Source organism: Campylobacter concisus (assembly GCF_003048675.2).
Classification (GTDB): domain Bacteria; phylum Campylobacterota; class Campylobacteria; order Campylobacterales; family Campylobacteraceae; genus Campylobacter_A; species Campylobacter_A concisus_F.
Map to the genome: position 1 here is coordinate 200440 of NZ_CP060707.1, position 23325 is coordinate 223764.

A 23325-nucleotide genomic window follows, 5' to 3' on the forward strand; every position below is an offset into this window, starting at 1 on the left:
ATGAGCGAGAAAAGATATATTTTGATAGACGAAAAGATAGAGCCAAAAGGGGCATTTGATAAATTTAAGCACTTCATCGCCGCTACTTTTAAGCTTGATCTTTTGGTGGGGCTAAAGATCACGCTAAAACAGATGCTATTTAGCAAGTCGCACACTCTAAAATACCCTATGCAAAAGATGCAGCTAAACGCCAGATATAGGGGAATTCATAGGCTTTTAAAATTTGTTGAAAGCGAAAATGAGCGCTGCATAGGCTGTGGATTATGCGAGAAAATTTGCGTTAGCAACTGCATCTCGATGAAGACTTCTCTTGGTGAAGATGGCCGCAAAAAGGTCGCAAGCTACACGATAAATTTAAGCAGGTGTGTTTATTGCGGATTTTGCGCTGATGTCTGCCCTGAGCTTGCTATCGTCTGCGGGCAAGAGTACGAGGTCGCAAGTGAAAACAAAATCCTCTTTGGCACAAAGGCTGAGTTTTTAACAGATGATAAATTTTTAAAAGATCAAACCGAGTTTGAGGGCTATGGCGCACTACCTAAAAATGCTGATAGCTTGGTGAAAAAGACGCCAAATGCGCTTACAAATGAAGATAAGGCAGAAACAATGGATATAAATTTAAAAGGGTCAAGCGATGTATGAGAGCTTTGCATTTTATCTTTTTAGCGCCCTTATATTAGTTAGTTTTTCTTTTAGCGTGCTTTGCAAAAACGCTCTAAATGCGGTCTCTGCGCTAGCTGCTGGCATGGCTTTTATTTCGGCTATATTTTTCTTGCTTGGGGCTGAGTTTTTAGGCGTGGTGCAGATCATAGTCTATACAGGCGCGGTGGTCGTTTTATACGCATTTGCGATGATGTTTTTTGACACCAGTAAGGAGTGCGAGCCAAAAAGTGGTAATAAAAAAGCAAAGATCATCATCTATCTTCTAAGTAGCTTCATAGCGCTTCTTTTGATATTTATCTTTTTAGCGCCGATCTATGGCGCAAAGCAAGAGGTGGTAAATTCTACCCTCGCTAGCCTTGGCAACATTGAAGCGGTTGGAATTTTGCTCTTTAGCAAGTATCTGCTAGCCTTTGAGATGTGCGCCATCATGCTGCTTGTGGCGATGGTAGCTGGCATCATCTTGATACATAAAGATATGAACGCGCAAAGCAGCCTTGAGGAGATGCTATGATAGGCCTTACTCACTACCTCATCCTAGCAAGCCTAGTCTTTGTCATAGGGCTAGTTGGCATAATGAGAAGAAGAAATTTGATAATGCTATTTTTCTCAAGCGAAATTTTACTAAACTCAGCAAACATCGCGCTTGCAGCTATCTCGAAATACTACTTTGACCTAACTGGGCAGATCATCGCATTTTTTATAGTAGCCATCGCTGCTAGCGAGGTCGCTGTGGGGCTTGGACTGCTCGTGCTTTGGTATAAAAAGACTGGTAGCATCAGTTTAGATTCGATGACAAATATGAAAGGCTAAGAGATGATTTTATTTTGTATTTCGCTATTTTTCCCGCTTCTTAGCTTCATCATAGCTGGCATCTTTTCGCATAGCAGTAAGAATTTATTTATCGGTCTTTTTTGCTCGCTTCTCATGATCGCTAGCGCCACAGCTTCGCTTATGCTAACGGCTAGCCTTAGCGTAGATGAGCCTTTAAATTTAACCCTAAAAGAGTTTATAAATTTTGGCTCGCTTGATCTTAGCTTTAGCTTCTACCTTGACGCGATTAGCCTTGTGATGCTTAGCACCGTGGGCGTAGTCGCTAGCATCGTGCATATCTACTCCATTGGCTACATGAGAGATGACGCGAGTTTTAACCGCTTTTTTAGCTACCTTGGGCTCTTTGTCTTTTGCATGAATGTCCTTGTATCAAGCGATAACTTCATAGGGCTATTTATCGGCTGGGAGGGCGTTGGGCTTTGCTCGTGGTTGCTCATTGGTTTTTGGTATAAAAGGCCTAGCGCAAACATCGCTGCAAACGAAGCCTTTGTGATGAACAGAGTGGCTGACCTAGCCATGCTTGTTGGCATTTTTTATATATTTTATAGCTTTGGCTCGCTTAAATTTAGCGAGGTTTTTAACGCTAGAAGCGACCTTTCTGGGCTAAATTTAGGCATCATCGCCACACTTCTTTTTATAGGCGCTATGGGTAAAAGCGCGCAGTTTCCATTTCATACTTGGCTTGCAAACGCCATGGAGGGCCCAACGCCGGTTTCTGCCCTCATCCACGCTGCGACCATGGTAACAGCTGGCGTCTATCTAGTCATACGTGCAAATTTCATCTTTGCAAACGTGCCTGAAATATCGCACTTTATAGCCTGCCTTGGCGCATTTGTAGCGATATTTGCCGCTAGCATCGCGCTAGTGCATAACGACCTTAAAAAGATAGTCGCCTACTCGACGCTTTCGCAGCTTGGATATATGTTTGTAGCCGCTGGTCTTGGCGCTTACAAGATCGCACTTTTTCACCTTGTCACGCACGCATTTTTCAAGTCTTTGCTCTTTTTGTGCGCTGGCAACGTTATGCACGCGATGAATGACGAGCTAAATATCAAAAAAATGGGCGGACTTTATAAATTTATGAAGCCAACTGCACTTCTTTCTATCATCGCAAGCTGCGCGCTGGCTGGCTTTTATCCATTTGCTGGCTTTTTTTCTAAAGATAAAATTTTAGAGGTCGCCTTTAGTGAAAATCAAATTTTGTGGGCCGTCTTGCTATTTGGTGCGGTGCTTACGGCATTTTATAGCTTTAGGCTTGTCATGCTAGTCTTTTTTGCAAGGCCAAAGAGCGAGGAGCACGCACATGAAGCCAAAAACTACATGCTTGTTGGCATGAGCTTGCTTGGCGTTCTCTCAGTCATCAGCGGCTTTTTTTGGAGCAACTTTAGTGAGTTTTTAAGTAACAGCCTTGGGGATTTTAAGCTAAATTTATCTCACAGTAGTGAAATTTTCTTACTCGTTTTAACGCTTGCTTTAGTGCTTGCAAGTGCTGGCTTTGCTGTGTTTGCTTATAAAAAAGAAATTTTTAAAGAGAGCATTTGCGAGAGTAAAATTTACAAAATTTTGCAAAATGCCTACTTTATACCAAAATTTTATGAGAAATTTTTTATAAATGGCTACGCTTTTATCTCTAAAATTTGTAAGAAATTTGATGAGATGATAGTCGATCGTAGTGTTGATTTTGTCGCACTTTTGGTTACTAAATTTGCGTATCTTGCAAACAAAATGCAAAGTGGCGATCTAAGCGTCATGCTTAGATTTATGGTCGCAGGATTTGCCTTGCTTTTAAGCTTTATATTTTTATTAAACGGAGCCAAATAATGCTAAGTGTCATCATATTTTTCCCAGCAATAAGCGCAATACTTGGTTTTTTGATAGAAAATAAAAGCATCAAATTTTATGGAGCAAGCATCGCTTTAATCGAGCTTTTGCTAGCCATTTTTATCTGCGTAAATGTCGATTTTCAGGGTTATGACTTTGTTTTAACGCATCAAGTCTCACTCATACCAAGCCTAAATATCAGCTACTTTGTCGGCATTGACACCATCTCACTTGTGCTTATAGTCCTTAGCGCATTTATGAGCTTCATCTCTATCGCCGCACTTAGTGACGATGGAAATTTAAAACACCTGGTTATTAGCGTGCTATTTTTAGAGAGCACGATGATGGGCGTCTTTAGCGCGCTTGATATGATCTTGTTTTACAGCTTTTGGGAGCTTAGTCTCATACCGCTACTTTACATCATCGGCGCATTTGGCAGTAAAAATAGAATTTACGCTGCGATTAAATTTTTTATCTACACATTTTTAGGCTCTGTCTTTATGCTAGTGGCGATCATATTTATCGGCTATCTGTGCTACCAAAAAAGCGGCGTATTTAGCTTTAACCTGCTTGATTGGTACAAGCTTGGTATCGGGCAAAATGCTCAAATTTGGCTATTTTTAGCATTTTTCTTCGCTTTTGGCGTGAAAACTCCGTTATTTCCGTTTCACACGTGGCTACCTTACGCACACGGACAGGCTCCAACGATCGGCTCAGTGCTGCTTGCTAGCGTGCTTTTAAAGATGGGCACTTACGGCTTTGTGAGATTTTCACTACCACTTTTTCCAGATGCGAGCCTACTTTTAAGCGGCTTTGTCTGTGCCATAGCCATCATCATGATCATCTACGCAGCCCTTGTTGCCTACGCGCAAAGCGACATGAAGCAAGTGATCGCTTATAGCTCCATTTCACACATGGGTGTCATCATGCTTGGTATCTTTTCACTAAATTTAATAGGCCTTGACGGCTCAATATTTTTAATGATAAGCCACGGTATCGTAAGCGGCGCTTTGTTCTTGCTAGTTGGCGTCATCTACGAGAGGGCTCATACTAAAGAAATTTGCGAATTTGGCGGTCTTGCCAAGATAATGCCAAAATACGCACTCATATTTTTTATAGCGACCCTTGCAAGTATCGGTTTGCCGCTAACCATTGGCTTTGTGGGTGAGTTTTTGAGCCTAATTGGCGTCTTTAAGCTAAACAAGCTCTTTGCGCTACTTGGTGGCTTTAGTATAATCGTGGGCGCAGTTTATATGCTGGTGCTTTATAAAAGGGTCTTTTTTGGCGAGTGCAAAGAGAAAAATTTAAGCCTAAAAGATCTAAATTTTAAAGAGTTAGCCGCTCTTGTGCCACTTTGTTTGCTCATAATCATTCTTGGTATCGCACCAAATTTGATACTAAAACCACTTGAGCCAAGTGTGCAAAATATCATAAGTAAAATGCAAACTAGAGCTGTAAATAACGGCACAAAGGATAAAATTTCATCTTTAAATGGCGGGAGCAAACTATGAACGAAATAGCCTTTTTAGACCTAAACGAGATCTCGCTACAATCGCTCTCGCCGATGCTAAGCATGATGGTTTTTGCACTTTTTATCCTCATAGTTGGAGCGATAAAAAAGGATCTTTCGAGGAATTTCTACTGCGTATTTTGTATCATCGCTATATTTGTAAATTTAGGCATTACGCTTGATTTTAACGGGCTTAGCCTAAGCTTTTGGGACATGCTCTTAGTAGATGGAATTTCTATCATCTCGCAGATCATTATCCTAATCGCCTCAGCACTTTTCATCCCGCTGGCACTTAGCACAAAAGAGTATTTTGAGTATAAAATTTACGAGTATTACGCGCTATTTTTGTTTATGATCGCTGGATTTTTATTTATGGTGAGCTCAAACAACCTACTCATCATCTTTTTAGGCCTTGAGATCAGCTCGCTTTGCCTCTACACCCTAATCGCCCTTCACAACAAGGCAAAAAGCGTCGAGGCTGCTATCAAATACTTCGCGATGGGTTCGCTCTCAGCTGGCTTTTTTGCGATGGCGATAGCGATGTTTTATCTGGCAACAAACTCAATAGACATCGCTCGCATAGGCGTTGTCATAAAAGATCTTAGCCTAAATCAAAACTTAATCATCTTGCTCGGCTGCGTTTTCATCGCTTCAGCCATTGGCTTTAAGCTCTCGCTCATACCATTTCACACATGGATACCAGACGTTTATGAGGGTTCAAATGCCCCGCTAGCTGGCTATATGTCTATCGTGCCAAAGGTGGCTGGATTTATCGTCGCGTTAAGAATTTTTGCAATGCTTGAGGGCTCTGGAATTTCATGGATAAAAGATATGCTCTACATCATCGCCGTGCTTACGATGAGCCTTGCAAACATCATGGCTCTAGTGCAAAAAGACGTCAAAAGGATGCTCGCTTTTAGCTCGATAGCTCACGCTGGTGTCGTGCTTTGCGCGCTTGTGGCAAATTCTCACGAGGCAAATGTCGCCTTGTTTTTCTACTGGATCATGTTTTTGTTTGCAAATTTGGGTGCATTTTCTATGCTCTGGGTCGCAAGGTGCGACGACGTCGTCTGTTGGGACAAGCGCTTTAAACACCCGTATGAGAAATTTTCAGGGCTTATTAAAATTTTGCCAAGTTACGCTGTGATAATGGGAATTTTCATGATCGCACTTGCTGGCATACCGCCTTTTAGCGTATTTTGGGGCAAGATGGTGCTTATCTCATCGCTTATAAAGTCTGATTATATCGTGCTTAGCCTCATCATCATGATAAACTCGGCGATTGCTATTTATTACTACCTAAAACTCATCGTCTTTATGTTTTTAAAAGAGCCTATCGTAAAAGATAAAAATATCTACATCTCAAACGTCTCGATGGCGCTAAAGGTGATCGTTGGAGTTGCCGTTGCTGGCACGGTCTTTGCCTTTTTGTTTTCTGGGGCGATTTTGGAATTTATCGAGCATTTTGTCTTTGCTTCAGGATTTTAGAAAATTTAACTATAATGGCGGCATGAAAAAGCTCTTAACCATCTTATTTTTACCGCTTTATCTATCCGCCTTTAGCCTTAGCCTAAACAGCGGCGCAAACGCAAATAAGCCTTATAGCGTCCTTCAACTAAGCGACGAGAAAGAATTTGAATGTGTGGAGCAAATTTTAGCCTATGATACAAAGCGCTACGTTTGTATGCTCGATGATGGGATCTTGCCAAAGATCGAAGATACGACACTGCCTTTAATGGATATAAAATATAAAAAGCAAGATGGCAAACTCTTTATCGTCATCATGCCAAAGGCACCTTCAAAGCTGCTAAACGTTCAAACCGAGCTTTACAGCAGTTCAAGCGTGCAGGACACGCCAAAGACGACCATCTCAAAGCACTTTAGCATCATCATCGACACTTCACTAAGCGAAAACAACAAAAGAGTATCTGGGCTAAATTTTTCGCCTGATTTTAGAGATATGCTAAGTCCAAGCATAGGAGCTCTTGATCTTAACAAAGCGCCTATTGCTGGGCTTGATAGCAACGATATAGACATCTATATAAATATAAAAAGAGCTTACGAAAAAGGCGCTTATGAAAGCGTGGTAAAAGATACACAAACAGCGATGAAAAGGCATCCAGCCAGTCTTTTCTCAAGCGAGTTTTTACTTTTTAGGCTAAGAGCGCTTGATAAAATTTTTGAGACAAAGAGCGAGTTTGAGGGGCTCGAGCCAAAAGATATCGTAAGCGAGGGCAGAGCTTGGATAAGGAAATTCCCTTCTGATGAGAACTACTCTGAGGTGCTGTATCTCATCGCCAGAGCTTACCTAAAAGATAGCATCGCAAGTGATGCAAAATATATGCTTGACATACTAAGCGAAGAGCACGCAGAGTCAAAATTTACAAAGCTTGCCACGCTTGATTATGCTGACTACCTATATAAAATAGGCAGGCAAAAAGAGGCGCTAAGCGACTATGAAAAGGTGCTCTACTCAACAAATGACATTGACCTTGCAAGTAGAGCTGCACTAAGTCTAGCAGACGCAAATATCGATAAAGAGAAATTTGAAGAGGCAAAGAAATTTGTACTAAAGATCGCAAATGCAAATGAGAAATTTTTCATGAACGATCCGACAAAATCGATGAATTTAGCCTATACATTTGCCAGCAAAGATATGCCAGACGTAGCTGCTAAAATTTATGAAATTTTGGTAAATAATAGCGACAGGACAAAGGATTTTTACGAGGCAGCACTAAAAAATTTAGCACTAAATTTAGCCAAAACCAAAGATGAAAAAAGGGCGTATGAGTATCTAAACAGATACGAAAAAGAGTTTAAGTATGGCGATTATATCGATGAGGTCGCTAAGGCAAAGGATGGGCTATTTTTTGAAGAGGACGACAAAAACGCCACCGCACTTCACGCAAGATATAAAGAGCTCATCGAAAAATATGCTGGCACAAATATCAGCCAAAAGGCGCTAATCAGCGAGCTTGAGCTTGATCTAAAAGAGCGTAAATTTGCCGATGCGCTAGCTTATAACAACCTCGCAAAAGATGAAAATTTAAGCCGGGCAATGGAGCTTGTAAATGAGGCTGCGCTTGAGCTAACAAAAGAGTTTTTCATCAAAGATGACTGCACAGCGGTTGTAAATTTACTCGAAAACTACGATGTGAGCAAGGTCTATTTGCCGCAGTTTAAGCTATTTAACTGCTACTTTAGAACGGCGCGTTACAATGAGGCGCTAGAGCTTGCAAAGGCGCATGTAAAGGATGAAAATTTAGAAGATAGAGTCGAATGGCTGGTAAATTTGAGCAAAATTTTATATAAAAATAAAGACTACGAGCATGCGATCACTGCGGCAAATGACGCGCTATCGCTTGGCTCAGCAGTCGAGTACTCGGACCCTACGCCATCGCTTTTTGATAGATTTTACTCGCTACTTGCGCTAAAGCGCTTTACTGAGGCGGTCTCTACGATCAGTGCGATCGAGCAGCTAAGAGGACAGGACTTTAAGATCATCGAGGCATACGCAGCTATAAGCGACTATGCGATGAAAAGCAACGACTACGCTATCGCTGCAACCTACGCTAAAAAGGCGCTTGAGCTACAAACCAGAGCCAAGATAAATACCTTTTCGCCAAAGCTAAATTTTGACTACTCAGAGGCTTCACTAAAGACAGATAATCTTGACGAGGCGCTTGATGAGGCGAAATTTATACTAAATATGAAGCTTGAGCCAGAAGACCGCTTGCATGCTCTAAATTTAGCAAGTGAAATTTACATCAGACAAAAGCAGTATAAGCTGGCTAAGGTCTATTTGGACGAGTGCGTTAGCTCAAATTTCACAAGTGCTTACAAAGATGCCTGCAAAGCCAAACTTGAGATGATAAAGTAAAATTTAGTGCTAAGTTTAAATGATCTTGAAAAAGAGTATCTAAAGCTAGAAAAAGAGAATTTCTTAGACGGCAAAAGGATCAAATTTATCGCAAATTTAGGCGCTAGCGATGAGATAGCGTATCACTATGAGCTCATTTGCAAAGAGTGGCAAGAGGGCGGGCAGCTAAATTTTGAGAGTAGTTTTGATAGGCATGGAGGCGCTGGGCTGGAGTTTTTGTTTGAGCGCTTAGCCAAGGAGGGTGATCAAAAACTAAAAATAGAAACCATCTATCTTATAGCGCAAATCCTTTCTAAGTCTAAGCATAGAGACTTTTATGCGGCGTTTTGTGACCGCCTTATCCCGTATATCCTCTCTTTTACAAGCGTAGAAAATGTCCTTCGCCGCAAGCTTATAATAGCGCTTGGTTGGGTTGGCACGTTAGAGCAAATAGAAATTTTAATAAGCGAGATACTAGAAAGCAAGGATAGCCTTTGCAGGGCATGGGCGGCAGCTGGCCTTATGCAGATGTCTTTTCACAGGGTTAGCCAAGCAATCTTGCGAGATAAAACAAAAGCCGCTTTTTTGCAAGGTATCTCTAGCGAAAAAGATCTATACGCTTGCGCAGTTATGATAGAGATAGCTCAAAATTTATTTGGTAAAAAGCGGATATCTTCTATTGCAGTCCAAGATCAAGACACTGAAAAGATAGAAAAAGCTAGAAAAATGGCAGTAAGGTTTTTAGGCAAGAGCTAGAATGCAAATTTAAAAAATTTATCTGAATAAATGGTTTAAAGGTTAAGAAAATTTAGTCTATAAATTTATATTTTTTGCTTAGAAATAGCGGACAAAATAGCTTTAATTTGATTTAAAATTTAATTTTTCTTGACATACAATAATGTTTTTTGTATAATCTCAATTCTTTTTTAAATAATCATGTCTTGCTAGCTCAGTCGGTAGAGCATCTCACTTTTAATGAGGGGGCCGTTGGTTCGAATCCAACGCAGGACACCATTTTTTTGGGTTTATGACCCTTTCGTCTAGTGGCTCAGGACTCTACTTTCTCTGTGTAGGAACAGAGGTTCAAATCCTCTAAGGGTCGCCAGATATTTTAAATTTTTAGGTCGCTTAGCTCAGTTGGTAGAGCGCCACCCTTACAAGGTGGATGTCATAAGTTCGAGTCTTATAGCGACCACCATTACTTTTAGGTGCAGCGGTAGTTCAGTTGGTTAGAATGCCGCCCTGTCACGGCGGAGGTCGCGGGTTCGAGCCCCGTCCGCTGCGCCATCTACTAAACCTTAGGTTAAGGTTCTTGATTCTATTTTTCTTGTTTTTTGAGTGATCAAATTAAATTTTAAGATTATAAGTTCTAAGATAACACTTTATGATTTGTTATTGATACTTAATCTTGCCTCGTTAGCTCAGTTGGTAGAGCATATCACTCTTAATGATGGGGTCGTAGGTTCGAGACCTACACGGGGCACCACTAACCCATATCTTAAAAAATCAAAAAACATATAAGAGCATATAAAAGCACCTAGAAAAAGGGCTTTTACATACATTGTTAAACATACGACAACATATAATAATATATATAAAAATCCTTGCAAATAATTATTTTTTACGGAACAATTACGGAGTAAGAGAAAAATGATAAAAGGAGCTCCGTAAAAAATGCCAAAGATACCTAAACCGCTAAGCGATATGGAGATAAGATCGCTAAAGCCTACAGACAAAATTTATAAAAAATGTGATGGCAGAGGGCTATATATTTTTATCAATCCAGATGGTCGCAAATATTTCGCACTCGAATATAAAAGTCCAATAGATCAAAAGATAAAACGTATAAATTTAGGTGATTATCCTAGATATACTCTTGCAATGGCGAGAGAAGAGCGATTTAAGATGGAGCAAAAAATAAGGGGTGGCATTGACATCAAAGCGAAAGCCAAAAAGGATGAGCGAGCAAATTTTAAAATGATCGCACAAAAATGGTTAGAGGTAAAATCCGCAAGTGTAACAAAGCAGACGCTAAGTAGGGATATTAGGCTGCTTGAAACACACATATACCCTTATTTTGAAAATTTAGACATAAGAGATATAAGTGTAGATGATGTGATAGATGTTTTAAAACGAGTTGAGGGCAAAGGTTTACTTGATGGTACGAGGCGACTATACTCATTTTTAAATCAAATTTGGCAGTCTGCGTATAACATCACTCAAAACAATATAATTGCAACTGTCAACTATAAGTTGACATTTAAAAAACCAAAAGAGAATAACTACGCGACACTAACAAAAAAGGCGGACATTAAGGCGCTTTGGCAGGGATGTGACGAATATAACGGCGACGTGCGAACAAAATACGCCCTAAAACTTGCAATACTTACGGCTTTGCGTCCATTCAATATTAGATCGATGAGGTGGGAGTATATCGATTTTGATCGAGAGACTTTAAAAATACCTGCTGGCGATATGAAAATGAGAGATGAATTTACGTTGCCGCTATCAAAGCAGGCGGTAAATTTATTAAGAGAGTATCAAGGGTTAAGACTTGGCCAAATTTATCTTTTTAGTGCCTTGCAAAGCGAGGATCGATATATGAGCGAAAATACGCTTAACGTTGCGCTTAGGCGGATGGGGTTTAGTAAAGATGAGATAGTATCGCATGGATTTCGTGCTATGTTTAGCACTATTTGCAACGAGTATATTGACGAACATGGATTAAATTTTGACATTATAGAAAAGTGCCTCGCACACAAAGGCACTAACAAAATAAGAAATACATATAACCACGCTGGCAACTTGACACAAATGCGTAAACTTATGCAGTGGTGGGCGGATTTTCTAGATAGTCTTTGAGTTATTGCAAAGAGCGACTACAAAATCGCCCATTAAATTTAGGCAATGTTAAAAATTTGCCTTAATATCTCGACGCTATAAGTGTTTATTCTGCCATATCGCGGATCGATCACCGCGCCCATAAAAGCGCCCTGCTCGTCGCTCATCTTTTTAGCTTTTTTGCCTAAACTTGGGATGTGATAGCCTTTTTGTGAGATACCATACAAATTCATGTAGGCAATAAGCGTCATATAGTTATCGTTGTTTAAAATTCGGTTGATATTGTGCTTTGCTTTTAGCTGCTCTTTGTGGATTTCATCCGTCCTATTTTCTAGCTCGTGGATCTTTCTATCCTGCTCTTTTAGGTAGTTTAGTTGGATTTGCATATAGTCGAGTTGGCTAACGGTGACCTTATCTCTTTTGTAAGCCTTTTCAACTTCGATAAAATAACGCCTTACTTGCTTGCCTTTTTCGTTTCGCTCCATCATCGCTATCTCTTTCGCGATGTCGGTTGTGAGAATATACTCGGTTATTATACTCGCCTTTTTGCCGTACTCTGTGATCGTTTCTCTTTTTTGAGAAACGATCATATAGTCGGCGTTCAAGATAGCATCCGTCTCATCAAGTCGCCTTTTGATCCAGTCTGAAAATTTAGTATCACTTTCTAAAACCTCGTGTAAGTCTCTAGCATTTACCGCATTTACTTCAGTATTGTTTATCATTGCTTGGCTAATTGTGATTATTTCATTCATTTTGCACCTCTTAAAATGGTATATCTTGGCTATCGTAATCAACACAATCGACATCTATATCTGGCACGTCATTATATTGTGGTACGCTTTTGCGCTGCGCGTCTTGGCTTTGCTGTGACGTGCTGCTAACTTGATATGCGTTGCTTTTTTGTGGCTCGCCGTCTTTGCTACCTAGCATCTCCATACTCTCAACGGCGATTGAGTGCTTTGAGCGATTTTGTCCGTTTTGATCCGTCCATTGCTCAAATTTAAGCCGTCCTTCAATCAAAAGTTTTGATCCTTTTCTCAGATATTGGTTGGCAATCTCTGCGCCTTTACCAAAAAAGCTAATATCAATGAAGCAAGTATCCTCTTTTTTCTCTCCGTTGATAGCAAATTTATGGGTAGCGGCGATCGCACTTTTGCCTATCGCTGCACCGCTTGGAGTGTATCTAAGCTCAATATCTCTTGTTAAATTGCCAACTATTACTACTTTGTTAAACATTTTTTGCCCCTATCTCGTTTAAATTAACCCCTTTTAAAATTTGTAGCACTAACGTCTCTTTGCCTGCGAATTTATCTTTTAATCTCGTGTCAAGTACGCTTTGCCAGTACTCATCAAGCTTCTTATTAAATTCTGCTATCACTTCATTTTTAGGGCGCAATGTCCTAACGTCTAGCTTGCGATCTATTTTGTCGCGTGAGTGAAATAGCGCGACCGCATCATCAAAAGTCATTTTAAGCTCCTAAGTCGTATTTGATCCAAGCAATATCTACTACTTTGCCGCCTACTTTTGAGACGATAAAGCCGTCACTACTAACATAATAAAATTTACTCCAAAACCTCGCCTTTTGTCCGTCAATAAATTTATACATTTCAACTCCTCTATGATGCGTGATTTAAAAATTTAGGTAGTGCCATTTTGATATTTGGCTTATACTCTGTCTTGTTTTGCGCGATCTGCTTTATCTCGTCAAGCACCAGCGCGCGCGTCTCATCGATCACACTGCTCACCATTTTTAAGAATTCATCCTCTTTTCGCTTGATGTTTGCGAGTACGTTTATCTCTGCCTCGCTTGTCACGATATAGCAATCAACTTCTTTTTTCTGTCCATACCTATATACTCGGCGCAGCGCTTGAAAAAAGCCCTCGAAACTATCGCTAAGACTTGCAAATATTACGTTTTTGCAGTATTTTTGCCAGTTCATACCAAAGCCTGCGATCTTTGGCTTTGTGATGAGTACTCTTATCTTGCCATTTGCAAAGTCGCTCATCATCTTAGCCTTATACTCATCCGTGTCACTACCTTTGATCTCAACTGCGCCAGCTATTAGCTCTTTTAGTAATTTGCCCTCGTCGTTTAGCTCACACCATATAAGATAGTTTTCATCGCTATTATTTACGATATTAGCGACCGCCTCGCATCTATCCTCTAGGCTCTCTTTTTTTGCCTCTCGCCTCTCGCTTAGTGTTTGCGCTGAGGTTGCAAAAAGTGAAGTTTTTGGCTGATGCTCGACCTCGATATGGTGCATTTTTAGAGGCGGTAGTTTAAATTTAGAGTCTTCATCGAGACTATATCCTAGATCGCTAGGCTTTGTAAAAAACGCACTCCAAGAGCTTACAAAACGCCAAAACGGCTTTTGCGCATGACCTTTTAATATCCATTTCGATGTGTCGCTGCCATCATGGATAAAGTAAGTCGCCAGCATCTCGCTAAGGCTCATAACATTTAAAAATTCAGTATGGTTGCCTAGCTCAGTGTAATCATTTGGCGATGGTGTAGCGCTACAAGCGAGCTTATAAGGCGTGTGTTTAAAGCCCTCTATGATCATATCTCTACTCTTTGATGTGTAGCTTTTTATGCGGCTACTCTCGTCAAGCACAACGCCCACAAACTCATATAGGTTAAATTTATCCAGCTTTTCGTAGTTTGTGATATTTAAGCCATTGATAACATCCTCGCTGCTCTCACAAAATTTAACTTCATAACCTAGAAGCTCTTTGATTTCATCGATACTTTGATGAGCGACCGCTAAAGGAGCGATGATAAGCACTGGCTTATGCTCTTTTTGCCACACTCTATAAGCCCACTCGCCTTGCATGGCTGTTTTGCCACTGCCAGTCATCGCAAATATTGCAAAATGCCCTTTTTTAAGGGCTAAATATACTAAATCCTTTTGATACTCAAAGAGCGCGCTATGCAAATCCTCTCTTTTTATATCAACGCTTTTGAAATTTATCTTTTTCTCTTTTTGTCTTAAAAAACTTTCATAATCCAAAACACTCATTTTTTATCCTTAATGTAAGCAACTTTGAAAAAAATCAGGCAAGGATCTAATCTCGCCATCATCAACTATCAAATCCCTAATCTCAAAATGCTCTTCTAGACTAAGCGACGCCATGAGTTTTGATAGCGTCTTAAGCCTCGTGATCTCAAAATCACTCCTTAATAAATCCATCTCTTTTTTGCCAAGCCTTGATAAAAAGAGCGCTTTATTTAAAGCGATATATTTTTTAATCTCATCTTTACAAGCGTCTTTAGCTTTTTGCCTATATGGCTCAAATTTATCATCCATTTTTAGCCCCTAGAATAAGCTTTGTTCGCCTCGCTCACGAAGTGCAAGCTCGCAATTTTTACGAGCGACATAAAAATAAGACGGCTTAAGCTCGATGCCTATGCCTCTACGTCTCATTTTTAGAGCTTGATAAACCTCCGACCCGATACCAAGAAACGGAGTAAATACGATGTCATTTTCATTGCTCCAAAGCTGTAAGGCGCGCTCGATAACGTCAAGTTGTAAAGGGCATATATGCTTCTCGTCGTTGTCATCTCTACTGCCTTTCAGTGATAGAGTATTAGACTGATTTATATCCATCCATACTGGGCTTGCGTATCTTTGCCATACTTCGATGCTGCCTCTGTTGAGGTTGCCTTTAGTCTCGTCAAATTTAGCTGTGATCGGCGTGCCATCTCCTGCGTAGTGATCAAAGCCGCCACTTATCGGCTCGGCATTGTCGCCTGGCTTTCTCATTGTGACGAGATAGTCGGCTATACCTTGCCTACACATCGCGCTATCTTTTACGATCTGCTTATGTAGTAGTCCGAGCGCTTTAGTGCGTTGCTGTGCTACAACTGGATCTTTCCAGATACACACCTCAGAGTGAAAAATAAACCCCACGCTCTCAAAAAGCTTTATAAGCTCACCTCTAAAATCACGGATGCCGATATAACCATCTTTAAATTTAGAATATGGCAAATTCATGCAGTGAAAACTCATCAAGCGCCCACTTTTAAGCACCCTAAAGAGCTCACGAGCCAAAAATTCAAAATGCACCATAAACTCGCCTTTGTCCGAGTTACCCATATCGCGATCCGAGTTTGAATAAGTATAAAGGCTATCAAATGGTGGCGAGTAGATAATATAATGCACGCTCTCATCCTCAAAGCCCTTTATCACTTCGCAGCTATCACCGTTATAAATAGCGTAATCATCGGCTACTACTTGATCTAAAACGTCCATCTTACGCCCCTTTGCTCTTGATAAGCTCTAAAATCTCATCACGATCGACAAAAACACTTCTAGCAGTTACGGCGTAGCGCTTTATGATGCCCTTTTGCGCCCATTTTTTGATCGTTATGATGCTTAAATTTAGCATCGCCGCCGCGTCCTTGTAGCTCATATAGTTTATTTTTTCTATTTTCATCACTCGCCCTTTAAAAATCGCTCTTTGATCTGCAAATTCTCAAAAACTACACATATATGATTAGCTTTTGCGAATTCGTACTCCTCTTTTATCCCTTTGCTTTTGTCGTTATAAAGCACGTCGGCGATAAAGAGAAAATCGCACTTTTTAAGCTCACCAAAACACTTTTTCATAGCCTCATCGCGGCTTATATTAAGCTCGCCAAATTCCAAAACTGGCATAAAAAAGTTAAATTTCGAGCTAAAGATATGCTTAGCCCTATCTTGTGCTTTACCTGCTAAATAAAAGGCATCGCCAACGCTAAAGCCTGCATTTAGCACCGTATCATAGGGGCTTGCAACATATACTCTAAGCGTCTTTTCTGCTTTCATCGCGTAAGCCTCTCTCAAGTGTCTTATAGAGGGATAGCCCTCAACTAAATTTCTTAGCTCATCCTTGCTAAATGCAAATGCCGCTTTTTGTGTCTTATACATACTCTGCCTTTTATGCGGATTTTGTAAAAGATAAGTGACGTCTATTATCTTTTAAAAACTCCACTTGCTCGCCAAGCACGCCAATATCAACGCCATAAGGATAAGCGTTGCCAGTTAGTCGGTTGATCATCTCATCCATAACGGCGACATACTCCGCCAAGCGGTCATATTCTGCGTGATCTATAAATTTATCTTTGAGCTTAAAAGTAAGCTCTAGCCTATGCCATCCACTTAAGCTCTCATCTAGCTTTTGATGATGGTAGTTTGTTTGCTTCTCAAATTTGTCATAAAAGCAAATTTTCTTAAGTCCATAAAAACGCTCATAGCAGGCGTTAGCGTAAATGGTGCTCTTGTAGCTTATGAACTTGTCACCAAAACGATTAAGACGCTTTTTAAGCCACTCTTTTGAGCTTGCTCCTGCATGCTCGTCGCACTTAAAGTCATGAGCTATATCCCACTCGTAAGGTTTGAAGCGACGCAAAAATTTACTTAGCACTTTGTAAGTTTCTTTAAAAACTTCACGGCTAGGCTGGTAAAGCCCTGCAAATACCACTTTAATATAGTATCCATAGGGCTTTTTACGCTTTTTACAAAGATCGTTTAGCTCGTTTGAATTCTCAATTACGATCATCGAGTTAGTTAAGCTCGTCACACCCTTTTTAAAGCTCACATAGCGGATTTTATATTTCACACCTTCAGGCAATAAAAGCGGCTCATCTGGTTTATCAGCTTTAAATTTATCTTTCACGTAAGTCGTGATCGCTTTGTTTCGGTTTATGCTGCGAAGCTTCGTGCTAAGCTCGATCTTGCGCATAAATTTTAAAAAGCTCGACTTTGACAAAATGAAACGATAAGCATCAATCCCAGTGCTAAAATTCAAAATCAATCCTTTTATTTTTTTCTAGGTCTCAACGACCAACTAAAAACTATTTTGTATAAATCAATGCCACAGCTGCAATGCAGAGCATAAATAAGAATAAAAGATTTGGCGTTAGCATTCTTTCTCCTTTTTCAAAACGTCTTTAAGCTCATCCGTTAGTCGATCCAGTGTTTCAAGTGAGCTTTTACGCTCATCTTTTAGCTCTTTTAAACTCTCGTCCAAGTTTTTTGCACCTCTAAAATTGCCGCCTTTTGTCAGCTCGACCGCATAGCCAAGCGCCGCCATCGCTTCGATAAAGGCTAAAATTTCGCCTATATTTCTATCTTTTTGGCTCATCTGTTGTCCTTTTAGCTTGCTTTGTTTTTATTTAGATAGATAGAGCCTGCACACGTGCCATCGCCTACTTTGGCGTTTGATGCACTTCGCCAGTCGATACCATCGTTTTCTAGTATTTTTGCATTTGCCTTACTCACATATCCGCCACTAAGTGCGTAATAAGCTATTCCCCTCATCTCGCAATAAGCCTTTAGCGTCCATCTCGTTTTGTCATATATAAGCTGCGCTAGTGTTTTCATCTTACACCTCTTGTTTTGTCTTTTTGTTTGGCGTCTTGTTTCTCATCATTTTTTACCCTTTTTGCTATAATTGTTTTATTGATGAGTGAATTATATGACACTTTTTGTCATATGTCAATTAAATTAAACTTAAATATGACAAAAAAAGGCGTAAAATGAAAAAAAATGACATAAATTTAAAAGAAGTAAGAAAGCAAACTGGATTTACACAGCAAGAAGTAGCGGATAAGCTAGGGGTGTCGCTTAGAACATATCAAAGATATGAGATTGATGGCGACGGGGTGGATTACAAAAAACTAATGCAAATATCAAAAATATTAGGAGTTGATATGGGGCAAATAACTGGCGCTGTAGCGATAGGTAGTGGCAATATATCAATAAAAGGTAACGACAATCAAATCAATGAGCCACACAATCAAAAGCTCAACACACCGCTTTATAAAGAATTTGAAAAGTTGTATGAGGAGTATGGGAATAATACTATGTTGCTTTCTTTTATAGAAAAGCTGAAAAAAGTGAAAGAATTATCGGAGGGATAAAATGAGTGCAGCTATTGATTTTTTTGGCAAATATGGGATGGCCCTTGTAGTTATTGCTTTTTTTGCATTTATTTATATCAGCAATGTCAAAAGCGAGAGAGAACGCCACAAAAAGGAATACGAAGCAATAAGAAGAGAAGAAGTAAGTAGGATAAGCGATGGGGTAGCAGGGGGAATATTGGCTGTTTTTACAAATGAGGATTTTTTACAAGCGCTAAAAGATGGAGCGTATATAAAAATAGATATAAATGTCGATGGCTCGCAAAACATAGTTATCGCAGGAAGTCACAATAACATCGCAAAGGAGTAAAAAATGGATAATCACCAAAGACCAGCACATGACGAAAATGGCAACATTATAAAGACAAATGATAGTTTTTTGGATGATCCAGCGCCAGACGTTGAATTTAAAGACAAAACTTTTGTTTTGACTGGGGTTTTTACAATAGCAGATAGATCGGAAGTTGCAAGAATGATACTAGAGCGTGGTGGCAAGACATCTAAGGCAGTAACCAGAAGCACGGATTATGTGGTGACCGCTGAAGTAGCTAGCAGTGCTTACGTCAATGGCAACTATGGCACAAAAATAAAAGAAGCAATAGATATTAAAAAACTAGGCATAAAAATTGCGATAATCAGCGAACAACACTTTATAAAATTTATAAAAGATAGTGGTGTTATAAAAAAATTAGATAGCATGGAAATTCATAAAGACATAATCGAGGGGCATATGATGCCTTTTAGGCAAAAAGATATACCAAAAGAAGATAGAACATTCTATGGCATAACGCTAGACCAAAACGAATTTTATACTGGATTACCTCTTGAAATAATATATAACCATAGCAATATGGGAATTATAAAAATCGATTTGAACTATCAATGTTATCATGATGGTTTTTTTATCGGAGATAACAAGCGATACGACATAAAAAGGATAATAAAGGCCATAGACAAAAGAAATGGCAAAGAGTTATCAAATAGTGAGTTGGTGGAGTATATCTTTAAAAATTTAGATGATGAGACTTTGATAAGTTTGTTTATAAAAGGCATTTTAAAAGATATGCCAAGCGCAAGAGCCTTATATAACGCAGGGTATAGATCGCTCAAAGAGATCGAAGTAGCAAGCGATGATGAACTACTATCAATAAAAGGCATCAAGACAAAAAAGCTAAATGAGATAAGAGAATTCTTTAAAAATGGATGCAAATATATATAAAATTTAACATCGCTCCGACAAATACGGCATATATTTCGGCTTAATCTCCGCTGAATATAAAGGATATATCTATGCCAAAAAAAGAGCGATAATTGCCGAGCTTATCGCTATGCTTATGACCTTTTACAAATGCGTTTTAAGCATCAATTAAAAATCCCATCTCTTAATAGTGGCGTAATAGAGTAAAAAATTCTCATGGGTCCTCCTCAGCCCTTATTTTTTTAGATGCGGTGCTTAACCGCGAAAAATGGGGTTATAATCGTTTTTAGGGCACTTCGTTATCGTTTTTGATAAAAATGGTTATTTTTAAGAAAGTGTATTTTTCTTAAATAAATATAAAAAAATGTGATATTTTTAGCGATAAAATAAAAAGAAGTTTAAAAAAATAAAAAAATAAAAAGTAAGTTTAAAAATGTCAAAACTATGTTTTAAAAAAAGAGCAACAAAAAGGGTCATCAAATTTATGGTATAGAATAGAGCGAAAAAAAGCATAATAAAAATTAAGATTTTATTTTTAAATAAGCTTTGACTCATTAATCAAAGCTTTATTCCAGAATTGCTCTTATTTTGGAAAAATGTATAAAAGTTTTTGATTATTTTTGTTGAAGTTAAAAAAAGCTAAAAAAATTATGAGCAAAAAAAGGCTAAGGACATAAGAGAGTATAAGTATTTTATACAAGGAGACAAATGTCTCCTTGTATTTGATGTGACTATGCTATATGTAGCTTTTCGCTTTCGCGAGCTATATAAAAGTCTGTAGTTTCTTGGCTTGCATTTACAAAGTCAAGAGTTTTTATAGACCAACTACTCAAATGCTTATCTAAAGCATATTTAATGGCTTTTTCAAAAGCTAACTTTATTTTTTGTTCTTGTTGTTTATTCATACTATCTCCTTTTGGGCTGGTATCAGATCTTTTTTTCTCAAAATAAGCCATTTTGATGTAAAGAAAATTACCACATCGATATTATTTAACTCTTTTTTTAGAGTATCATTATTTGCTATATTTTTAAACAATTCTATAGTTATTTCATTTCTAGCAATTATTTTTATTTCTTTTATGTCTTCGCACTTACTACTTATAAGGAGTTTCAAGGACTCCATAAAAACGCTTTGTAAAGCTTTGACTATTTCGTCATCATTGCCACCGTTTAGAGTGCATTTTGGCGTTATTGTCATATCAAATATTTTTAACCAACCAACATCCGAACGCGGAAGAGCACGGATAACATCAAGTAAAGCAACACATTCTTTGCTATCTTCGTCATGTAAAATATAAGCAAAAAACTCTTCCTTTTGAATATCATCAATAAGTCTTTTTATTTTATCATCGATATCTTGGGCAAATACAGAACCTTCGTCGCCTTGATCCTCACAAATTTTTAACCAACTTTCAAGTAGGTTTTCTAATTCTTCTTTAGTTGCATTGTTTAACATAATTATACCACATATCCTAATTATAAAGATTTATTTTAATTGAACGCTTAAAGTGTTTTTATTTTAAAGAACTTAATCAATGTTAGATATTTTTGATATTTAAAGTTTGTAAATTTACAAAAAACAACCTTAGTATATAATTAAATTATATTAAATATTGTACTAGAAAAAGAAAAAAATTAATGATTTCTTAAACAATAGTTAGAATACCAACAAAAATGATATAATACGCTTGTTATCGGTTATCACTTCAAAAGCCCCTTTTTTAAATTTATAGACAAATCAATGAGTAAAATTATAGAGATCTTTGCAAAATCCATTTTTATAAAGCCTCGCTTAAATTTGCTAGAGTGGGCGGAGCGATATAGGTTTTTGAGTAAAGAAAGCTCATCAAGCTTTGGAAAATTTAAGGCTTTTTCTTACCAGCGTGAGCCTATGATCGAAATCTCAAACCCAAAACGTGAAAAGGTTATTTTGCTTTGGGCGTCACAGCTGGGTAAGAGTGAGTTAATAAATAATGTTTTGGGTTATTACATCCACCAAGAGCCAAGCACTATTTTGTTTATGTTACCTAACAAAGACGACGCAGAGGACTACTCAAAAAGGCGTTTAGCTCCGATGTTTCGAGATACGCACGAGCTAAGCGAGCTAATCAACGCAAACGACGCAAATAATACAATACTTATTAAAAATTTTAGGGGTGGAAATTTAGCCTTAGTTGGCTCAAACTCACCATCAAAGCTAGCAAGTAAGCCTATAAAAGTTTTGCTGGTTGATGAGGCGGATCGATGCGAGGCTACTAAAGAGGGCGACAGCATAGAACTGGCACAAAGGCGGACAGCTACATTTTACGACCGCAAAATAGTCATAAGCTCGACGCCTACCATTTCAGGAGCTAGTACGATCGAGAAAGAATTTATAAACTCCGATCAAAGGCTATTTTTTGTAAAGTGCCCTTTTTGTCAGCATGAGCAAAAGCTAATATTTGAGCGCATCATATACGAGCTAGACGAACACAAAGAGCTAATAAACGAAAGCGTAAAATATCAATGCAGCGAGTGCGGTAGCCTACTAAGCGAGCAAGACAAGAACGAAGCCGTAAAAAATGGGCGATGGATCGCACAAAATCCAAAATCAAAAATAGCAGGATTTTTTTTAAATGCCATATACAGCCCTTTTTACAAAATGAGCGAGATCGTTAAAACCTACCTTGACGCAAAAGGCGATGAGCTAAAAATTCAAACGTTTAAAAACACGATCGAGGCTCTAGCCTATGAGCCACCAAATACAAGCTTTAACGAAAATGAGCTATTAAATAGGGTTGAAGAGTATGACGATCAAAATTTATCACAAAATATAAGCTTTGTAACTGCTGGTGTGGATATACAAGGAAACCGCGTTGAGGTTATCTTCATCGGCTGGTGCAAAGGGTATGAAGCTTACAATATTGATTATAAGCAAATTTATGGCAATACCGATCAAGATGAAGTTTGGCAAAAGCTCTTTAGGGAGCTAAAGCGTAAATTTAAAAGGGAGGACGGCAAAATCCTAAGCACTACGCTAGCACTAATTGATAGTGGCTTTAACTCCAGCCGAGTTTATGATTTTGTGAGCTTAGCGCCAAATTTCATAGCATCAAAAGGCGCAAGCGAAGCGAGCCAAAAAGTAGAATTTTTAAATAAAGTAAGAGTGCTAAAAAAAGGCGTTAGGCTGATAAACATAGGCACATTTAAAGGTAAAAGCGAGTTTTTTAGGCTACTAAGCATAAAAGAAGCTGGCGAGGGATATTTTCACTATAACAAAAATTTCACAAATGAATTCTTTTTGCAACTAACCGCCGAGAAGTTGCAAGAAGTCAAAAATAAAAGAGGATATACAAAATTGCAATACGTCAAGACTAGGGAGAGAAACGAAGCTTTAGATATAACAGTGCTAGCATACGCAGCAGCAAAACTTATCAAAAACGAGCTAAGACGAAAAAGGATTAAAAATGCAAATTCATAAAAAGGTGCTGGTAAAAAAGACAAGATACGATCTAAATATGAGCGTAGAAAACGCATCACGCTTTGAGCAACTTTGCGAAGCTTATGAGATGAAAAAGTCAGACATGGCGGATTTTATCATTGAAAATTTTTGCAAAGGCAATCCAAGATATAAGCAATATCTAGTAAATTTGAACATCAAAAAAGAAGAGTTTAGAAAAAAGGTTGAAAACGATATGAGCTTATTTGGCACAAACTAAAA

General features: G+C 38.7%; 28 protein-coding genes and 5 tRNA genes. 19 read left to right on the forward strand and 14 right to left on the reverse strand.

Translation table 11 applies throughout. The features are described from left to right. The 14 genes from nuoI to CVT00_RS01065 all read left to right on the forward strand — a co-directional run bounded on the left by nuoI (position 1) and on the right by CVT00_RS01065 (position 11543). Complete coding sequence (nuoI, locus tag CVT00_RS01000; RefSeq protein ID WP_103558219.1) at positions 1-639, forward strand: NADH-quinone oxidoreductase subunit NuoI; 639 nt, start codon at positions 1-3, stop codon at positions 637-639. Beyond that, the gene (locus CVT00_RS01005; RefSeq protein WP_107915107.1) at positions 632-1171 is read left to right on the forward strand and encodes an NADH-quinone oxidoreductase subunit J; all 540 of its coding nucleotides are present in this window, start codon (positions 632-634) and stop codon (positions 1169-1171) included. The genes nuoI and CVT00_RS01005 overlap by 8 nt, the downstream gene beginning before the upstream one ends. Continuing rightward, positions 1168-1470: an NADH-quinone oxidoreductase subunit NuoK gene (nuoK, locus tag CVT00_RS01010; protein WP_004317991.1), complete on the forward strand. Its 303-nt coding sequence runs from the start codon at positions 1168-1170 to the stop codon at positions 1468-1470. The genes CVT00_RS01005 and nuoK overlap by 4 nt, the downstream gene beginning before the upstream one ends. Positions 1471-1473: 3 nt before the next feature. Next, positions 1474-3312: an NADH-quinone oxidoreductase subunit L gene (gene nuoL, locus CVT00_RS01015; protein WP_107915109.1), complete on the forward strand. Its 1839-nt coding sequence runs from the start codon at positions 1474-1476 to the stop codon at positions 3310-3312. After that, positions 3312-4823: an NADH-quinone oxidoreductase subunit M gene (locus tag CVT00_RS01020; RefSeq protein ID WP_107915111.1), complete on the forward strand. Its 1512-nt coding sequence runs from the start codon at positions 3312-3314 to the stop codon at positions 4821-4823. Before nuoL ends, CVT00_RS01020 begins: the two co-directional genes overlap by 1 nt. Next, positions 4820-6310 (forward strand): NADH-quinone oxidoreductase subunit NuoN, encoded by a 1491-nt coding sequence (gene nuoN / locus CVT00_RS01025; RefSeq protein ID WP_103645794.1) that lies wholly within the window; start codon positions 4820-4822, stop codon positions 6308-6310. The genes CVT00_RS01020 and nuoN overlap by 4 nt, the downstream gene beginning before the upstream one ends. A gap of 22 nt (positions 6311-6332) precedes the next feature. Continuing rightward, entirely contained in the window at positions 6333-8702 is a 2370-nt protein-coding gene (locus CVT00_RS01030; RefSeq protein WP_107915117.1) for a tetratricopeptide repeat protein, read from the forward strand. A 6-nt stretch (positions 8703-8708) separates the two neighbouring features. Next, on the forward strand, positions 8709-9437 hold the full coding sequence (locus tag CVT00_RS01035; protein ID WP_107915113.1) for a HEAT repeat domain-containing protein: 729 nt from the start codon (positions 8709-8711) through the stop codon (positions 9435-9437). A gap of 182 nt (positions 9438-9619) precedes the next feature. After that, positions 9620-9695, forward strand: a tRNA-Lys gene (locus tag CVT00_RS01040). A gap of 15 nt (positions 9696-9710) precedes the next feature. Next, positions 9711-9786 (forward strand) — tRNA-Glu (locus CVT00_RS01045). Positions 9787-9803: 17 nt separating this feature from the next. Continuing rightward, a tRNA-Val gene (locus CVT00_RS01050) sits at positions 9804-9879 on the forward strand. A 12-nt stretch (positions 9880-9891) separates the two neighbouring features. After that, positions 9892-9968, forward strand: a tRNA-Asp gene (locus CVT00_RS01055). Between the two features lie 123 nt (positions 9969-10091). After that, positions 10092-10167, forward strand: a tRNA-Lys gene (locus CVT00_RS01060). Positions 10168-10355: 188 nt separating this feature from the next. Beyond that, positions 10356-11543, forward strand: a complete 1188-nt coding sequence (locus tag CVT00_RS01065; protein WP_107915607.1) for a tyrosine-type recombinase/integrase — start codon at positions 10356-10358, stop codon at positions 11541-11543. 38 nt (positions 11544-11581) lie between these two features. On the opposite strand, the gene CVT00_RS01070 is transcribed toward CVT00_RS01065, so the two are convergent. The 12 genes from CVT00_RS01070 to CVT00_RS01125 form a co-directional block, all read right to left on the reverse strand. Continuing rightward, the gene (locus CVT00_RS01070) at positions 11582-12274 is read right to left on the reverse strand and encodes an antA/AntB antirepressor family protein (protein WP_159071279.1); all 693 of its coding nucleotides are present in this window, start codon (positions 12272-12274) and stop codon (positions 11582-11584) included. A gap of 10 nt (positions 12275-12284) precedes the next feature. Further along, positions 12285-12758, reverse strand: a complete 474-nt coding sequence (gene ssb / locus CVT00_RS01075) for a single-stranded DNA-binding protein (RefSeq protein WP_107915611.1) — start codon at positions 12756-12758, stop codon at positions 12285-12287. Beyond that, positions 12751-12990: a hypothetical protein gene (locus tag CVT00_RS01080; protein ID WP_103644917.1), complete on the reverse strand. Its 240-nt coding sequence runs from the start codon at positions 12988-12990 to the stop codon at positions 12751-12753. The genes ssb and CVT00_RS01080 overlap by 8 nt, the downstream gene beginning before the upstream one ends. A 1-nt stretch (position 12991) precedes the next feature. After that, positions 12992-13129 carry a hypothetical protein gene (locus CVT00_RS01085; RefSeq protein ID WP_159071280.1) on the reverse strand — a complete coding sequence of 46 codons (138 nt, stop codon included), beginning with the start codon at positions 13127-13129 and terminating at the stop codon, positions 12992-12994. 10 nt (positions 13130-13139) lie between these two features. Next, complete coding sequence (locus tag CVT00_RS01090; protein ID WP_107915612.1) at positions 13140-14543, reverse strand: DEAD/DEAH box helicase; 1404 nt, start codon at positions 14541-14543, stop codon at positions 13140-13142. A 9-nt stretch (positions 14544-14552) separates the two neighbouring features. Next, positions 14553-14831, reverse strand: coding sequence for a hypothetical protein (locus CVT00_RS01095; protein ID WP_107915614.1), 279 nt, complete (start codon positions 14829-14831; stop codon positions 14553-14555). A 9-nt stretch (positions 14832-14840) separates the two neighbouring features. After that, the gene (locus CVT00_RS01100; protein WP_107915616.1) at positions 14841-15776 is read right to left on the reverse strand and encodes a DNA-methyltransferase; all 936 of its coding nucleotides are present in this window, start codon (positions 15774-15776) and stop codon (positions 14841-14843) included. A 1-nt stretch (position 15777) separates the two neighbouring features. Then, the gene (locus tag CVT00_RS01105; protein WP_103601986.1) at positions 15778-15960 is read right to left on the reverse strand and encodes a helix-turn-helix transcriptional regulator; all 183 of its coding nucleotides are present in this window, start codon (positions 15958-15960) and stop codon (positions 15778-15780) included. Further along, positions 15960-16433: a DUF4406 domain-containing protein gene (locus CVT00_RS01110; protein ID WP_107915618.1), complete on the reverse strand. Its 474-nt coding sequence runs from the start codon at positions 16431-16433 to the stop codon at positions 15960-15962. Before CVT00_RS01110 ends, CVT00_RS01105 begins: the two co-directional genes overlap by 1 nt. Before the next feature lie 10 nt (positions 16434-16443). Further along, positions 16444-17313, reverse strand: a complete 870-nt coding sequence (locus CVT00_RS01115; protein ID WP_230853771.1) for a hypothetical protein — start codon at positions 17311-17313, stop codon at positions 16444-16446. Between the two features lie 111 nt (positions 17314-17424). Continuing rightward, positions 17425-17649: a hypothetical protein gene (locus CVT00_RS01120; protein WP_107915622.1), complete on the reverse strand. Its 225-nt coding sequence runs from the start codon at positions 17647-17649 to the stop codon at positions 17425-17427. Positions 17650-17660: 11 nt separating this feature from the next. After that, positions 17661-17888, reverse strand: a complete 228-nt coding sequence (locus tag CVT00_RS01125) for a hypothetical protein (RefSeq protein WP_107915624.1) — start codon at positions 17886-17888, stop codon at positions 17661-17663. A gap of 155 nt (positions 17889-18043) precedes the next feature. On the opposite strand from CVT00_RS01125, the gene CVT00_RS01130 reads away from it, so the two are divergent. The 3 genes from CVT00_RS01130 to CVT00_RS01140 are packed head-to-tail and all read left to right on the forward strand — an operon-like array spanning position 18044 to position 19646. Further along, positions 18044-18427: a helix-turn-helix domain-containing protein gene (locus CVT00_RS01130; protein WP_107915626.1), complete on the forward strand. Its 384-nt coding sequence runs from the start codon at positions 18044-18046 to the stop codon at positions 18425-18427. 1 nt (position 18428) lies between these two features. Next, on the forward strand, positions 18429-18737 hold the full coding sequence (locus CVT00_RS01135; RefSeq protein WP_196376865.1) for a hypothetical protein: 309 nt from the start codon (positions 18429-18431) through the stop codon (positions 18735-18737). 3 nt (positions 18738-18740) lie between these two features. Then, positions 18741-19646 carry a BRCT domain-containing protein gene (locus tag CVT00_RS01140; protein ID WP_107915628.1) on the forward strand — a complete coding sequence of 302 codons (906 nt, stop codon included), beginning with the start codon at positions 18741-18743 and terminating at the stop codon, positions 19644-19646. 710 nt (positions 19647-20356) lie between these two features. On the opposite strand, the gene CVT00_RS01145 is transcribed toward CVT00_RS01140, so the two are convergent. Together CVT00_RS01145 and CVT00_RS01150 are read right to left on the reverse strand one after the other, a co-directional pair. Next, the gene (locus CVT00_RS01145) at positions 20357-20530 is read right to left on the reverse strand and encodes a hypothetical protein (protein WP_159071281.1); all 174 of its coding nucleotides are present in this window, start codon (positions 20528-20530) and stop codon (positions 20357-20359) included. Next, positions 20527-21081, reverse strand: a complete 555-nt coding sequence (locus CVT00_RS01150; protein ID WP_107915630.1) for a hypothetical protein — start codon at positions 21079-21081, stop codon at positions 20527-20529. The genes CVT00_RS01145 and CVT00_RS01150 overlap by 4 nt, the downstream gene beginning before the upstream one ends. Before the next feature lie 285 nt (positions 21082-21366). On the opposite strand from CVT00_RS01150, the gene CVT00_RS01155 reads away from it, so the two are divergent. Then, positions 21367-23085 (forward strand): phage terminase large subunit family protein, encoded by a 1719-nt coding sequence (locus tag CVT00_RS01155; RefSeq protein WP_107915632.1) that lies wholly within the window; start codon positions 21367-21369, stop codon positions 23083-23085. After that, positions 23072-23323, forward strand: a complete 252-nt coding sequence (locus CVT00_RS01160; protein WP_107915634.1) for a gag protein — start codon at positions 23072-23074, stop codon at positions 23321-23323. Before CVT00_RS01155 ends, CVT00_RS01160 begins: the two co-directional genes overlap by 14 nt. The last annotated feature ends 2 nt before the right edge of the window (positions 23324-23325 follow it).